General features: G+C 72.3%; 13 protein-coding genes. 5 read left to right on the top strand and 8 right to left on the bottom strand.

Features of this window, described 5'->3' with window-relative positions; all coding sequences use genetic code 11:
- The 4 genes from LOC65_RS12005 to LOC65_RS12020 form a co-directional block, all read right to left on the bottom strand.
- Nucleotides 1-291 (bottom strand): Dabb family protein, encoded by a 291-nt coding sequence (locus tag LOC65_RS12005; RefSeq protein ID WP_014428644.1) that lies wholly within the window; start codon nt 289-291, stop codon nt 1-3.
- A 14-nt stretch (nt 292-305) separates the two neighbouring features.
- Nucleotides 306-2,090, bottom strand: coding sequence for an acyl-CoA dehydrogenase (locus LOC65_RS12010; RefSeq protein WP_230247632.1), 1,785 nt, complete (start codon nt 2,088-2,090; stop codon nt 306-308).
- A 282-nt stretch (nt 2,091-2,372) separates the two neighbouring features.
- Complete coding sequence (locus LOC65_RS12015) at nt 2,373-3,548, bottom strand: acetyl-CoA C-acyltransferase (RefSeq protein WP_230247633.1); 1,176 nt, start codon at nt 3,546-3,548, stop codon at nt 2,373-2,375.
- A 23-nt stretch (nt 3,549-3,571) separates the two neighbouring features.
- Nucleotides 3,572-5,680, bottom strand: a complete 2,109-nt coding sequence (locus tag LOC65_RS12020) for a 3-hydroxyacyl-CoA dehydrogenase NAD-binding domain-containing protein (protein ID WP_230247634.1) — start codon at nt 5,678-5,680, stop codon at nt 3,572-3,574.
- Between the two features lie 212 nt (nt 5,681-5,892).
- On the opposite strand from LOC65_RS12020, the gene ubiM reads away from it, so the two are divergent.
- Genes ubiM through LOC65_RS12035 form a run of 3 tightly spaced genes read left to right on the top strand, consistent with a single transcriptional unit; the run spans nt 5,893 to nt 7,733 of the window.
- The gene (gene ubiM / locus LOC65_RS12025; RefSeq protein WP_255718005.1) at nt 5,893-7,101 is read left to right on the top strand and encodes a 5-demethoxyubiquinol-8 5-hydroxylase UbiM; all 1,209 of its coding nucleotides are present in this window, start codon (nt 5,893-5,895) and stop codon (nt 7,099-7,101) included.
- Between the two features lie 36 nt (nt 7,102-7,137).
- A complete protein-coding gene (locus LOC65_RS12030) occupies nt 7,138-7,419 on the top strand; it encodes a YlcI/YnfO family protein (RefSeq protein WP_230247636.1) in 282 nt (93 codons plus the stop codon).
- Complete coding sequence (locus LOC65_RS12035; RefSeq protein ID WP_230247637.1) at nt 7,416-7,733, top strand: type II toxin-antitoxin system RelE/ParE family toxin; 318 nt, start codon at nt 7,416-7,418, stop codon at nt 7,731-7,733. The genes LOC65_RS12030 and LOC65_RS12035 overlap by 4 nt, the downstream gene beginning before the upstream one ends.
- A gap of 96 nt (nt 7,734-7,829) precedes the next feature.
- Here LOC65_RS12035 and LOC65_RS12040 read toward each other — a convergent pair whose 3' ends face one another.
- The 4 genes from LOC65_RS12040 to LOC65_RS12055 are packed head-to-tail and all read right to left on the bottom strand — an operon-like array spanning nt 7,830 to nt 11,543.
- The gene (locus LOC65_RS12040) at nt 7,830-8,525 is read right to left on the bottom strand and encodes an ABC transporter ATP-binding protein (protein WP_230247638.1); all 696 of its coding nucleotides are present in this window, start codon (nt 8,523-8,525) and stop codon (nt 7,830-7,832) included.
- Nucleotides 8,519-9,286 (bottom strand): ABC transporter ATP-binding protein, encoded by a 768-nt coding sequence (locus tag LOC65_RS12045; protein ID WP_230247639.1) that lies wholly within the window; start codon nt 9,284-9,286, stop codon nt 8,519-8,521. The genes LOC65_RS12040 and LOC65_RS12045 overlap by 7 nt, the downstream gene beginning before the upstream one ends.
- Nucleotides 9,283-10,521 (bottom strand): branched-chain amino acid ABC transporter permease, encoded by a 1,239-nt coding sequence (locus LOC65_RS12050; RefSeq protein WP_230247640.1) that lies wholly within the window; start codon nt 10,519-10,521, stop codon nt 9,283-9,285. Before LOC65_RS12050 ends, LOC65_RS12045 begins: the two co-directional genes overlap by 4 nt.
- Nucleotides 10,518-11,543, bottom strand: a complete 1,026-nt coding sequence (locus LOC65_RS12055) for a branched-chain amino acid ABC transporter permease (RefSeq protein ID WP_230247641.1) — start codon at nt 11,541-11,543, stop codon at nt 10,518-10,520. Before LOC65_RS12055 ends, LOC65_RS12050 begins: the two co-directional genes overlap by 4 nt.
- Before the next feature lie 82 nt (nt 11,544-11,625).
- Between LOC65_RS12055 and LOC65_RS12060 the strand changes: the two genes are divergently transcribed.
- Entirely contained in the window at nt 11,626-13,110 is a 1,485-nt protein-coding gene (locus LOC65_RS12060) for a YdiU family protein (protein WP_230247642.1), read from the top strand.
- Nucleotides 13,107-13,553: a peptide-methionine (R)-S-oxide reductase MsrB gene (gene msrB / locus LOC65_RS12065; RefSeq protein WP_230247643.1), complete on the top strand. Its 447-nt coding sequence runs from the start codon at nt 13,107-13,109 to the stop codon at nt 13,551-13,553. Before LOC65_RS12060 ends, msrB begins: the two co-directional genes overlap by 4 nt.
- Nucleotides 13,554-13,604 lie beyond the last annotated feature (51 nt).

The following is a 13,604-nucleotide window of genomic DNA, read 5'->3' on the forward strand; positions in this document are numbered from 1 at the left end:
TCAGCCCTCCGTCGTGTAGTCGAGCACGTGGCGCGTCTGGCGCAGCGTGCCGAGCAGCTTGGACACCGCCTGGTGATGCGGGTGGTTCTGGTAGGCGTCCAGCGCGGCGGCGTCGGCGAAGGTCGAGTCCAGCAGAACGTCGACGTTGGCCTCGCAGCCGGGCTCGGCGATCGCGGCGCGGAAGTGCAGCATGCCGGGCACCAGCGCCGCGCAGGAATCGAGTTCGGCCTTGAAGCGCGGCGCGTCGGCCTTGTCCTTCAGGGTCCACATCACCAGGTGTCGTACAGCCATCGTTCGGTCCTCGGTCAGAAACAGGAGTCGTCCAGTTCACGCACCAGCGCCTCGCGCCGCGCCACCGGCGCCAGCCAGGCGTCGATCTTGGGCAGTTCGTAGGCGTAGAAGTAGCGTGTGGCCGCCAGTGTGCCCGGGCGCGAGGCGCCGGTCGCGACGGCCAGATCCAGCCACAGCCAGGCGACGACGACGTGGCCGAAGGCCTGCAGATAGGGCGTCGCGTTGGCCGTCGCCGCCTCGGCGTCCCCGGTGGCCCAGGCCGAACGTGTCGCCGCACCCAGGCGCTGCAAGGCACCGGCCAGCGCGACGCCGGCTTCGGCCAGCCCGGCCACCTGGCCGGCACGCTGCGCCGTGGCGTCGATGCGGGTCGCCAGCAGCTTCAGCGCCGCGCCGCCGTCGGCCAGCACCTTGCGGCCCAGCAGGTCCAGCGCCTGGATGCCGTGCGTGCCCTCGTGGATCATGTTCAGGCGGTTGTCGCGCCAGTGCTGCTCGACCGGGAAGTCGCGTGTGTAGCCGCAGCCGCCCAGCACCTGGATCGCCAGCGAGTTGGCCTCCAGGCACCACTCGCTGGGCCAGCTCTTGGCGATCGGCGTCAGCAGCTCCAGCAGCCGGCGCGCGTCGGCCGCGGCCTCGGGCGCGCCGGTGCGCGCCTCGTCGACGAGGCGGGCGCAGTACAGCGACAGCGCCAGCCCGCCTTCGACATAGCTCTTCTGCGCCAGCAGCATGCGGCGCACGTCGGCGTGGCGCAGGATGGGCACCTGCGGCTGCGCCGCGTCCTTGGCGCCCAGCGGCCGGCCCTGTGGGCGCTGGCGGGCGTACTCCAGGCTCGCTTCGTAACCCGCCCAGCCCAGCATCACCGCGCCCAGGCCGACGGCTATGCGCGCCTCGTTCATCATGTGGAACATGCAGCGCAGGCCGTCGCCGGGCCGGCCGACGAGCCAGGCGACGGCGCCGTCGCGCTCGCCGAAGTTCAGCAGCGTGTTCGTCGTGCCGCGGTAACCCAGCTTGTGGTTCAGCCCGGCCAGCGCGACGTCGTTGCGCCGGCCCGGCCGGCCGTCGGGCCCGGGCAGGAACTTCGGGCAGATGAACAGCGACAGGCCCTTGACGCCCGGCGGCAATCGGCCGGTTTCGTCTGTGATCTTGGCCAGCACCAGATGCACGATGTTGGCTGCCAGCTCGTGTTCGCCGCCGGAGATCCACATCTTGTGGCCTCGCAGCCGGTAACGCGGGCCCAGCGCATCGGCCTCGTGGCCGGGGCCGTCGGGCTCGGCGCGGGTCGCGACGTCCGACAGCGACGAGCCGGCCTGTGGCTCGCTCAGGCACATCGTGCCGAACCAATCTCCGGCGAACAGCCGGCGTGCGAAGGTCTCGCGCTGCGCCGGCGTGCCGTGCGCGGCGATCAGGTTGGCGTTGCCGGTGGTCAGCATCGCGTAGCCGGCGATCGCGACGCTGGCCTTGCTGAAGAAGGCGTTGGCCGCCATCTCGGCGACGCACGGCAGCTGCAGACCGCCGAACTCGGCGTCCTGCGACGCCGCCAGCAGCCCCGACTCGACATAGGCGGCGACCGCCGCGTGCGTGCTGTCGGGCAGATGCACGCGTTCGCCGTCGAAACGCGGCTCCTCGACATCGGCGCGGCGGTTGGCCGGCGCGAACCGTTCGGCGGCGATGCGCTCGGCCAGGTCGAGCACCGCACCGACGGTCTCGCGCGAGTGCTCGGCGTGGCGTTCGCGGCTGAACAGCGTGTCGACGTCCAGCCAGTCGTGCAGCAGGACGTCCAGGTGTTCGCGCAGCGAACTCACTTTGGCACCCTTCGGCCTGCGGCCGGTCCCGCCAGGCGGGAAAGAGCCCCGGACAAGTCCTGAGGGCTCACTGGCGCACCCTTCGGCCTGGCGGCCGGTCCCGCCAGGCGGGAATGAGCCCCGGACAAGTCCTGAGGGCTCATGCGGCGTCTCCGAGCCGGACGGTGGGGCGCGCCCTGGAGCGAAGTAAAGGAGGAGTCCCGGCGCAGCCGGGACGGGGGACATGAGCGCAAGGGCGCGCCCCGGCGGCCGGCTCTCGCGCCGGCTTGTCAGCCGCGAGCCTCACAGCACCTCGAACACGCCGGCCGCGCCCATGCCGCCGCCGATGCACATCGTCACGCAGACCCGTTTGGCACCGCGGCGCCGGCCTTCGATCAGCGCGTGGCCGGTCAGGCGCTGGCCGCTGACGCCGTAGGGGTGGCCGATCGCGATCGCGCCGCCGTTGACGTTGAGCCGCTCCATCGGGATGCCCAGCCGGTCGGCGCAGTACAGCACCTGAACCGCGAAAGCCTCGTTGAGTTCCCAGAGGTCGATGTCGTCGACCGTCAGGCCCAGAAGCTGCAAGACCTTGGGCACCGCGAACACCGGGCCGATGCCCATCTCGTCGGGCTCGCAGCCGGCGACGGCGAATCCGAGGAAACGCCCCAGCGGCTTCAGCCCCTTCTGCTCGGCGTAACGCTCGTGCACGACGACGCAGGCGCCGGCACCGTCGCTGAACTGGCTGGCGTTGCCGGCGGTGATCACGCCGCCGGGCATCGCCGGGCGGATGCCCTGGATGCCTTCGTAAGTCGTGCCCGGGCGCAGGCCTTCGTCGACGCTGACCGTGACTTCGCGGCTGCGCAGCCCCAGCACCTTGTCGGCGACGCCGGCCACCGTCGTCACCGGCACGATCTCGTCGGCGAACAGGCCCTGCTCCTGCGCCGCGCAGGCGCGCTGCTGGCTCTGCGCGCCGTAGCGGTCCTGGCGCTCCTTGGAGATGCCATAGCGCCGGGCGACGTTCTCGGCCGTCTGCAGCATCGTCCAGTAGATCTCGGGCTTGCTCCTCTTCAGCGCCGGGTCGAACAGCATGTGCTGGTTCATCTCCTGCTGCACGCAGGAAATGCTCTCGACGCCGCCGGCGACATAGACCTCGCCTTCGCCGGCGACGATGCGCTGGGCCGCGCTGGCGATGGTCTGCAGGCCGCTGGAACAGAAGCGGTTGATCGTCATGCCGGCGGTCGTGACCGGCAGCCCGGCACGCAGCGCGATCTGGCGCGCGATGTTGGCGCCGGTCGCGCCTTCGGGGTTGGCGCAGCCCATCAGCACGTCCTCGACGGCGGCGGGTTCGATGCCGGCGCGCTGCACGGCCGCGGCGACGGCCGCAGCCCCCAGCGTCGCGCCGTGGGTCATGTTGAATGCACCCTTCCAGCTCTTGGCCAGCGGCGTGCGTGCGGTGGAGACGATGACGGCTTGGCTCATGGTCGGTCCTCGGGTTCGGGGCTTCAGGCGGTGAAGCGGCGGCCTTCGGCGGCCAGGCGGGCGAGCAGCGGCGCAGGCTCCCAGAAACCGGCGTCGTCCAGCGGGTTGCGCGCGAAGGCCTTCATCGTCTGCACGACGTTGAAGAGGCCCTGGCTGTCGGCGTAACACATCGGCCCGCCGCGCCACAGCGGGAAGCCGTAGCCGGTGAGGTAGACCATGTCGATGTCGCTGGCCTTGCTGGCGATGCCGTCCTCGAGGATCTTGGCGCCTTCGTTGACCAGCGCGTAGACCAGGCGGTGCACGATCTCGTCGTCGGAGATCGTGCGCGCCGTGATGCCGAGCCCGGCGCGGTGCTTCGCCACCATCTCCTCGACCACCGGCGACGGAATCGCGTCGCGTTGGCCGGGCGCGTAGTCGTACCAGCCGGCGCCGGTCTTCTGGCCGTAGCGGCCCATCTCGCAGAGCAGGTCGGCGGTGCGGCTGTAGCGCATCTGCGGCTGCTCGACGTAGCGGCGCTTGCGGATCGCCCAGCCGATGTCGTTGCCGGCCAGGTCGCCCATGCGGAACGGGCCCATCGCGAAGCCGAAGGCCTCGACGGCCTTGTCGACCTGCTGCGGCGTGCAGCCTTCTTCCAGCAGGAAACCGGCCTGACGGCTGTACTGCTCGATCATGCGGTTGCCGATGAAGCCGTCGCAGACACCCGAGACCACCGCCGTCTTGCGGATCGTCTTGGCGAGCTGCATCACGGTGGCGAGCACGTCCTTGGCCGTCTTCTCGCCGCGCACCACCTCCAGCAGCTTCATCACGTTGGCCGGGCTGAAGAAGTGCATTCCCACCACGTCGGCCGGGCGCTTGGTGAAGCCGGCGATGCGGTTCACATCCAGCGTCGAGGTGTTGCTGGCGAGGATGGCGCCGGGCTTCACCACCTCGTCGAGCGCACCGAAGACCTGCTGCTTGACGCCCAGGTCCTCGTAGACGGCCTCGATGACGAGGTCGCAGTCGGCCAGGTCGGCGTAGGACAGCGTCGTCGTCAGCAGCGCCATCCGCTGCTGGTACTTGTCTTCCTTCAGCTTGCCCTTCTTGACCTGGGCCTCGTAGTTGCGGCGGATCGTCGCGACACCCCGCTCCAGCGCCTCGGCCGTCGTCTCCAGGATCGTCACCGGCAGGCCGGCGTTGAGGAAGTTCATGCTGATGCCGCCGCCCATCGTGCCGGCGCCGACGACGCCGACCTTGGCGATGCGGCGCAGCGGCGTGTCCTCCGGCACGTCGGGGATCTTGCTGGCCGCGCGTTCGGCGAAGAAGGCGTGGCGCAGCGCCTGGCTCTCGGGCGTGAACATCAGCGCCATGAAGAGCTCGCGCTCGTAGGCCAGGCCGGCGTCGATGTCGCGTTTGACCGCGGCCTCGACGGCGTCGACGCACTTGGCCGGCGCCGGGAAGTGCCGGGCCATCGCCTTCACGGTGTTGCGCGCGAACTGGAAGAAGGCGTCGGGGTTGGCGTGGCGCGCCTTCAGGTCGCGCACGCGCGGCAGCGGCGCGCCGCCAGCGTGCTCGTGGCCCTTGGCGGCGGCGAAGGCCACCGCGCCGGCCAGCAGCTCGCCTTCGACGATCTGGGCGAAGAGCTTCTGCCCCGGCAGCGAGGCCAGCAGCTCGCTGGCCACCGGCTCGCCGGAGACGATCATGTTCAGCGCCGTCTCGACGTCGAGCACGCGCGGCAGGCGCTGCGTGCCGCCGGCGCCGGGCAGCAGGCCGAGCTTGACCTCGGGCAGCGCGACCTGGGTGGCCGGCGCGGCGACGCGGTAATGGCAGGCCAGCGACAGCTCCAGCCCGCCGCCCATGCAGGTGCCGTGCATCGCGGCGACCACCGGCTTGCCCGCCAGCTCGACCTGGCGGATCAGCGAATGCAGGTTCGGCTCGGCGATCGCCCGGTCGGTGCCGAACTCCTTGATGTCGGCGCCGCCCGAGAACACCTTGCCGGCGCCGGTGACGACGATCGCGACGACGGCCGGGTCGGCCAGCGCACGTTCGAGGCCGGCGCTCAGTTCGCGCCGCGTCGCCAGCCCCAGGCCGTTGACCGGCGGGTTGTCCAGCGTGAGCACGGCGACCTCGCCGTGGAGGTCGTAACGGACGGCCATGATGTCTCCTTCTGGGGGCCTGTTTCCGAGGGGCAAACGCCTCGGTCGGGCTCGGTTTCGAACGATCGTTTCATTCTAGGAGTCGGGTTTCGGGGCGCGCTGTCCCTGCGGCGACAAAGGCCGGCGCCGCCCCGTGCATGACATCCATCAAGCCCATGACGACGACGCGCCGATATCGTGCGCCGGCCACTCGGGGCCTTGATGCCCCTCAAATGACCGTGAACGACTTCCACACCACCGACGTCGCCATCGTCGGCGCCGGCCCCGCGGGCCTGGCGCTGGCGGCGGCGCTCGCGCAGGCCGGCCTGCGTTGCACCGTGCTCGAACAGAACAGCGCCGAGTCGCTGGTCGCGCCGCCGGAAGACGGCCGCGACATCGCGCTGACGCACCGTGCGCGCGCCATCCTCGAGCGCCTGGGCCAATGGGACCGGCTGCCGGCCGACGAGATCGCGCCCTTGAAGCGCGCGCTGGTGCGCAACGGCGCGTCGCCGCTGGTGCTGCCCTTCGACGGCCAGGCCGACGGCCACGAAGCGCTGGGTTTCCTGGTGCCCAACCACCGCCTGCGCGAAGCCGCCTACGCCGCGGCCGCCGCCACGCCGGGCGTCGAGATCGTCGGCGACGCGCGGGTCACCGCGCTGCAGCGCGACGAACAGGCCGCGACCGTGCGCCTGGCCGACGGCCGCGCCTGGCGCGCGCCGCTGGTCGTCGCCGCCGACAGCCGCTTCTCGACGACGCGGCGCCTGGGCGGCATCGGCGCGCACATGCTGGACTTCGGCCGCACCTGCATCGTCGTGCGCATGCGCCACGAGGAAGACCACGAGAACACCGCGCACGAGTGCTTCCGCTACGGCAACACGCTGGCCATCCTGCCGATGGCCGGGCGCCAGAGTTCGGCCGTCGTGACGCTGAAGAGCGACCAGGCGCCGGAGTGGATGGCGCTGTCGGAGGAAGCCTTCGCGCTGCGTGTCGAGGAGCATTTCGACCGCCGCCTGGGCCGCATGGACGTCGCCGCGCCGCGCCACGCCTACCCGCTGGTCGCGGCCTACGCGACACGTTTCGTCGGCCCGCGTTTCGCGCTCGTCGGTGACGCCGCGGTCGGCATGCACCCGGTCACCGCGCACGGCTACAACTTCGGCCTCTACGGCGTCGAGGTGCTGGCGCGTGAACTGGCGCGCGCCGCGCGCGAGCGCCGCGACCTCGGCGACGCCGCGGTGCTGGCGGCCTATGAACGCGAGCACCGGATGCGCACGCTGCCGATCTACCTCGGCACCAACGCCATCGTGCGCCTGTTCACCGACGACACGCCGCCGGCCAAGCTGGTGCGCGGCGCGGTGCTGAAGGCGGCCAGCGTCGCGTCGCCGCTGCGCACGCTGATCGCGCGCCAGCTCACCGGGGGCGTGCGGGGCCCGGCGTCGGCCTGAACGCCAAAAGTATCGCAAACGCGATACAGTGGCGCGATGAAGTCCACGACCATCCCGCCGGTGCGCATCGAGCCGCAGTTCCGCGAGGAGATCGAGCAGGCGCTCGAAGAAGGCGAGAGCCTGGCGTCGCTGGTCGAGCAGGCGGTGCGCACCGAGGTCGCGCGCCGCCGCGACCAGGCCGAGTTCGTGCGCCGCGGCCTGGCCGCGGTCGCGCGCTCCGAGGCCGACGGCGACTGGGTGCCGGCGGAGACGGTTCTCGACAGGCTCGAAGCCCGGCTGAGCAAGGCGCGCGAGCGCCGTCAGAAGCCGGCCGAATGAACTACGAGGTCGTCTTCAGCCGCGAGGCCGAAGAGGATCTGCTGACGCTGTTCGAACACGCCCTCGCGCGTGAACTGAACAGCCCCTCAGGTGATCTCGACATCCCCGCCCGGGCGATCGACGCGATCCGCCAGGCTTGCCGCTTCCTCGCCGTCAGCCCGTTCAGCTGCCGCAAGGCGGCCAGCAGTCCGTTTGCGCGCGAGCTGATCGTGCCCTTCGGCGCCAGCGGCTTCGTCGTCTATTTCGAGATCCGGGCCGAGCGGCGTGTGCACGTCGGTGCCGTTCGCCATCAGCGCGAAAGCGACTATCACTGAGGCGGGACGTGCGACGCCGGAAGGCGTCGCACGCCAGCCGAAGGCCCGACCGCGATTTCACGCGCGAGGGCTGGCGCGGGACGCAGGACGCCGCCCTCAGACCTCCAGCCACTCCCGCCGCACGCCGGCGTCGGCCGCCAGCGCGCCTGGCGTGCCGGCGAAGACGATGCGGCCGCGGCCCATCACCAGGCAGCGGTCGGCGAGCTGCAGCGCGATCGCCAGCTTCTGCTCGACCAGCAGCACGCCGACGCCGCGCCGGCGCGCTTCGGCCAGCAGCTCCGCCACCTGGGTGACGACCTGCGGCGCCAGGCCTTCGGTGGGCTCGTCGACGATCAGCAGAGCGGGGTCGCCGACCAGCGTGCGCGCCAGCGTCAGCATCTGCTGCTCGCCGCCGGACAGCACGCCGGCCGGCGCCTGGGCGCGCTCGGCCAGGCGCGGGAAGCGGGCCAGCAGCTCGGCCGTCGTCCAGCGCCGGGTGCCCGGGCGTGGGCGTTCGCCCAGGCGCAGGTTCTCGGCGACGCTGAGCGTCGGGAAGACGTCGCGGCTCTCGGGCACGTAGCCCAGGCCGGCACGGGCGATCTGGTGCGCCGGCCGTCCCAGCAGTTCGACACCGTTCCAGCGCACCGAACCACGTGCCGGCAGCAGGCCCATCAGCGCCTTGGCCGTCGTCGACCGGCCCGAGCCGTTGCGGCCCAGCAGCGCGACGATTTCGCCGGGCGCGACGTCGAACTCGACGCCGTGCAGCACCGGGCGCGCGCCGTAGCCGGCTTCGAGGCCGCGCACCGTCAGCATGCGCCGCCCTCCCCGGCCGCCGGCAGCGCGCCCAGATAGGCCTGCTGCACGCGAGCGTCGGCGCGCACCGCCGCCGGCGTGTCGAAGGCGACGACCTCGCCGTCGACCAGCACCGCGATGCGGTCGGCGAGTTCGAAGACGACGCTCATGTCGTGTTCGACGACGAGCAGCGTGCGGCCTTCGGTCGCGCGGCGGATCAGCGCGACGAACCAGGCCGTCTCCTCGCGGCTCATGCCGGCGGTCGGCTCGTCGAGCAGCACGACGCCGGCGCCGCCGGCGATCGTCAGGCCGATCTCCAGCGCACGCTGCTCGGCGTAGGCGAGCTGCGCCGCCGGCACGTCGCGGCGGTGTTCCAGGCGCAGCATCGCCAGCAGCGCGTCGGCGCGTTCGTCGAGGCCGCGGCGCCGTGCCGGGCGCCAGAAGGCGTAGCCGGCACCCTCGCTGTGCAGCAGCGCGCAGCGCAGGTTCTCCGCCGTCGACAGGCGCGTGAACAGCTGGCTGGTCTGGAAGCTGCGCGCCAGCCCGCGGCGCACGATCTCGTACGGCGGCAGGCCGTGGATCGCCTGGCCGTTCAGCAGGATCTCGCCGGCGTCGGGCGCGAGCTGGCCGCTGATCAGGTTGAACAGCGTGCTCTTTCCGGCGCCGTTGGGGCCGATCAGCGCGACGCGCTCGCCCGGCTTCACGGCCAGGCTGGCGCCGCGCACGACCTCGGTGCGGCCGAAACGCCGCTGCACGTCGCGCAATTCCAAGGCCGGCGTCATCGCGCTTCCTCCTGCGCCCACTGCGGCGCCAACTGCCGCCGCGCCAGTTCGAACAAGGCCGCCGCGGTGGCCAGCAGCAGCGCCGCGCCGACCCAGGCGTCGGCCGACTCGGCGCTCAGCGGCAGGCCGATGAAGTTCAGCGCCGGGCCCGACGCGGCGTCGAGCTGGCGCCGGTACAGCAGCTCGACGATGACCGCCAGACCGGCCAGCGCCGCGACGGCCAGCACGATCAAGGCCGCCAGCCCGGCCCACAGGCGGCGCAGGACACCCGCGGCGGCGGCGCGCGTCAGGCCCGCCAGCGCACCGGCCAGCCCGCCGGGCGCCAGCATCACGACGGCGATGAAGGCCAGCCCCAGGTACAGCAGCCAGGCGCGCGTCAGCGCCGACAGCAGCACGCCGGACAGCACCATCAGCACCGCGCCGATGATGGGCCCGGCGAAATAGCCGCTGCCGCCCAGCACCGTGAACAGCAGGTAGGCGCCCGAACGCAGCGAGCCCAGCACCTCGGCGCTGACGATCTCGAAATGCAGTGCCGCCAGCCCGCCGGCCACGCCCATGAAGAAGCCCGAGACGAGGAAGGCCCGGTAGCGCACGCGGCGTGCGCTGTAGCCGACGAACTCGGCGCGCAGCGGGTTGTCGCGCACGGCGTTCAGCATGCGCCCCAGCGGCGTGCGCGTGAAGCCGTACATCGCCGCGGTGCAGACAAAGCAGTAGACGGCGATCAGCGCGTAAACCTGCCAGGCCGGGCCGAAGCTGATGCCCCAGACGGGCTCGCCGATCACGCGGTCGGCGCTCAGCCCGCCTTCGCCGCCGAAGACCGTCGGGAACATCAGCGCCACCGCGGCGACCAGCTCGCCCAGGCCCAGCGTGATCATCGCGAACGGCGTGCCGGCGGTGCGTGTCGTCAGCCAGCCCAGCGTCGCCGCGCCGGCCAGCCCGCCCAGGCCGCCGACCAGCGGCACCAGGCTGACCGGCAGCGCCAGTTCGCCGGCGGCCATCCAGCGCAGCGTGTGGATCGCCGCGTAGGCGCCCAGGCCCGAATAGACCGCATGGCCGAAGCTCAGCATGCCGCCCTGCCCCAGCAGCAGGTTGAAGGCCAGGCAGGCGACGATGGCGATGCCGATCTGCGACAGCAGCGTCAGCGCCAGGCTGCTGTCGAACAGCCACGGCGCGCCGGCCAGCACCAGCGCGTAGGCGCCCCAGACGAGCGCGGCCCGGACCCGGCGCCCCGTCATCCTTCGCGCGTGCCGAACAGTCCGCGCGGGCGCAGCACCAGCACCAGCACGAGCAGCAGGTACGGCAGGATCGCCGCCACCTGCGACAGCTTGACGCTCCACAGCGCCAGCGCCGCGGTCTCGGGCGCCGGCGTCCAGTGCAGCGCGGCGGCCAGGTCGGCCAGCGAACGGTCGCTGGCCACCGCGAACGAGTCCAGCACGCCCAGCAGCAGCGAGGCGACGAAGGCCCCGGCCAGCGAACCCAGCCCGCCGATGACGATCAGCGCGAAGACGACCGGCCCGACGGCCTGCGCCATTGACGGCTCGGTGACACGCATCGCGCCGCCGACGACGCCGGCCAGCGCCGCCAGCGCGGTGCCGGCGCCGAAGACCAGCATGAACACCCGCGGCACGTCGTGGCCCAGCGCCTGGGCCATCTGGGGGTGCGTCAGCGCGGCGCGGATCACCAGGCCCAGCCGCGTCGTGCGCAGCGCCAGCGCCAGCACGGCCAGCAGCAGCAGCGCCAGCGCCATCGCGAAGGCACGCAGCGCCGGGAACTGGGTGCAGACCAGCGCCGCGTCGCCACGGCAGGCTTCGGGCGCCGCGCCCCAGGCCAGCGCCAGCCCGGCCGGCGCCTGCACCAGCGTGAACAGCGGCCCGGCCAGCGCTGCCGGCGGCTCGAAGGCCAGCGGCTGACGGCCCCAGACGAGCTGCACCGCCTCGACGATGACGTAGGCCAGCCCGAAGGTGACGAGCAGCTCGGCGACGTGGCCTTGCGCGTGCACGCGCCGCAGCACCCAGCGCTCGAAGGCCGCGCCGGCCAGCCCGACGACCAGCGGCGCCACCAGCAGCGCGACCCAGAAGCCGGCGCCGGCGGCGACGGTGGCGCCGACGTAGGCGCCCAGCATGTAGAAGCTGGCGTGGGCGAAGTTCAGCACGCCCATCAGGCTGAAGATCAGCGTCAGCCCCGAGGCCAGCAGGAACAGCAGCAGCCCGACGGACAGCCCGTTGAGCAGCGAGACGAGGAAGTGCGAGGCGTCCATCACGAAGGCGTGACGATAACGGCCCGCGCCGCTGAAGCCCCTGCGCCGGCGTGGCGCGCGCCCGCTTCCGACAATGGTCCCGATGAACGCTCCCGACCGGATCTTCCCCGACGGCCCACGCTGGCGCGACGACGGCTTCGTGCGCCGCGCCGGCGCGCCGCTGGCCGTCGCCCAGCCGCCGCAGCCGGTGCCCGAGGCGCACTGGGTGGCGCGCAACGAGGTCTTCGCGCGGGAGCTCGGCTGGTGGGACTGGCTGCAGCACGACGAGGCGCTGGCGCTGCTGGCCGGCAATACCCAGCCGGCCGGCGGCACGCTGGCCACCGTCTATTCGGGGCACCAGTTCGGCGTCTGGGCCGGGCAGCTGGGCGACGGCCGCGCGCTGCTGCTGGGCGAGGCCGACACGCCGCTCGGGCCGCTGGAGCTGCAGTTGAAGGGCAGCGGCCTCACGCCCTACTCGCGCATGGGCGACGGCCGCGCCGTGCTGCGCTCGTCGATCCGCGAGTACCTGGGCTCCGAGGCGATGCACGCGCTGGGCATTCCGACGACGCGCGCGCTGGCGCTGGTCGGCTCGCCGCTGCCGGTGCGGCGCGAGCGCGTCGAGACCGCCGCCGTCGTCACGCGTGTCGCGCCCAGCTTCCTGCGTTTCGGCCACTTCGAGCACTTCGCCCACACCGCGGCCGACAACGCGGCGCTGCGCCGGCTGGCCGACGACGCGATCGAACGCTATTTCCCGGCCCAGGCCGAGGCCGCCAACCGCTACGCCGCGCTGCTGGAAGAAGTCGCGCGGCGCACGGCGCGGCTGGTGGCGCAGTGGCAGGCGGTCGGCTTCTGCCACGGCGTGATGAACACCGACAACATGTCGCTGCTGGGCCTGACGATCGACTACGGGCCGTTCGGCTTCCTCGACGCCTTCGACCCCGGCCACGTCTGCAACCACTCCGACCACCAGGGCCGCTACGCCTACGCGCGCCAGCCCAACGTCGCGTTCTGGAACCTGCACGCGCTGGCCCAGGCGCTGCTGCCGCTGATAGTCGACCCCGACGCCGCGGTGGCCGCGCTGGAGCCTTACAAGAGCGAGTTCCTGGCCGCGCTGCAGACGGCGATGCGCGCCAAGCTCGGCCTGCGTGACGAACGCCCCGAAGACGGCGCGCTGGTCGACGACCTGCTGCGCCGCATGGCCGCCGACGGCGCCGACTACACGATCACCTTCCGCCGCCTGGCGCGTTTCGACAGCACGCCGGGTGTGAACCACGACGCGTTGCGCGACCTGTTCCTCGATCGGGAGGCCTTCGACGCCTGGGCGCTGCGTTATGCCGAACGCCTGCGTGCCGAAGCCAGCCTCGACGCCGAGCGCCGCTTGCGGATGGAGCGCCGCAACCCCAAGTACGTGCTGCGCAACCACCTCGCCGAGACCGCGATCCGCCAGGCCGAAGCCGGCGACTTCGGCGAGGTCTCGCGGCTGCTGGCCGTGCTGCAGCATCCGTTCGACGAGCAGCCCGAACACGAGGCGCTCGCCGGTTTCCCGCCCGACTGGGCGCGCCAGCTGGAGATCTCCTGTTCGTCATGAGCCTGTTCGACAAGACACCTGCCGCCCATCCGCACGACGACCCGCGCTACGAGGTCCGCAAGAGCGACGCCGAATGGCGCGCCCAGCTCGACCCGATGCAGTACCAGGTCGCGCGCCACGCCGCCACCGAGCGCCCCTTCACCGGCAAGTACTGGGATCACACCGGCCGCGGCCGCTACGACTGCATCGGCTGCGGCGCGCCGCTGTTCTCCAGCGAGACCAAGTTCGACGCCGGCTGCGGCTGGCCGAGCTACTGGCAGCCGCTGGAGGCCGACGTCATCGAGGAGGTGCGCGACACCAGCCACGGCATGGTGCGGGTCGAGGTGCGCTGCCGCCGCTGCGGCACCCATCTGGGCCATGTCTTCGAGGACGGCCCGGCGCCGACCGGCCAGCGCTACTGCATCAACTCGGCGGCCATCGACTTCAAGCCCGAGGCCGCGTGAACCCCAGCCCGTATCGGCCCGCCGCCGTCACGGCTTCGCCGCAACCCACCC

The organism is Rubrivivax sp. JA1055 (assembly GCF_020966565.1).
Lineage (GTDB): Bacteria > Pseudomonadota > Gammaproteobacteria > Burkholderiales > Burkholderiaceae_C > Rubrivivax > Rubrivivax benzoatilyticus.

What these genes read in the sequence shown, in the direction of transcription:
- LOC65_RS12005 (WP_014428644.1), bottom strand. Translation starts at nt 291, where the DNA reads ATGGCTGTACGACACCTGGTGATGTGGACCCTGAAGGACAAGGCCGAC.
- LOC65_RS12015 (WP_230247633.1), bottom strand. Translation starts at nt 3,548, where the DNA reads ATGAGCCAAGCCGTCATCGTCTCCACCGCACGCACGCCGCTGGCCAAG.
- LOC65_RS12020 (WP_230247634.1), bottom strand. Translation starts at nt 5,680, where the DNA reads ATGGCCGTCCGTTACGACCTCCACGGCGAGGTCGCCGTGCTCACGCTG.
- ubiM (WP_255718005.1), top strand. Translation starts at nt 5,893, where the DNA reads ATGACCGTGAACGACTTCCACACCACCGACGTCGCCATCGTCGGCGCC.
- LOC65_RS12030 (WP_230247636.1), top strand. Translation starts at nt 7,138, where the DNA reads ATGAAGTCCACGACCATCCCGCCGGTGCGCATCGAGCCGCAGTTCCGC.
- LOC65_RS12035 (WP_230247637.1), top strand. Translation starts at nt 7,416, where the DNA reads ATGAACTACGAGGTCGTCTTCAGCCGCGAGGCCGAAGAGGATCTGCTG.
- LOC65_RS12040 (WP_230247638.1), bottom strand. Translation starts at nt 8,525, where the DNA reads ATGCTGACGGTGCGCGGCCTCGAAGCCGGCTACGGCGCGCGCCCGGTG.
- LOC65_RS12045 (WP_230247639.1), bottom strand. Translation starts at nt 9,286, where the DNA reads ATGACGCCGGCCTTGGAATTGCGCGACGTGCAGCGGCGTTTCGGCCGC.
- LOC65_RS12050 (WP_230247640.1), bottom strand. Translation starts at nt 10,521, where the DNA reads ATGACGGGGCGCCGGGTCCGGGCCGCGCTCGTCTGGGGCGCCTACGCG.
- LOC65_RS12055 (WP_230247641.1), bottom strand. Translation starts at nt 11,543, where the DNA reads ATGGACGCCTCGCACTTCCTCGTCTCGCTGCTCAACGGGCTGTCCGTC.
- LOC65_RS12060 (WP_230247642.1), top strand. Translation starts at nt 11,626, where the DNA reads ATGAACGCTCCCGACCGGATCTTCCCCGACGGCCCACGCTGGCGCGAC.
- msrB (WP_230247643.1), top strand. Translation starts at nt 13,107, where the DNA reads ATGAGCCTGTTCGACAAGACACCTGCCGCCCATCCGCACGACGACCCG.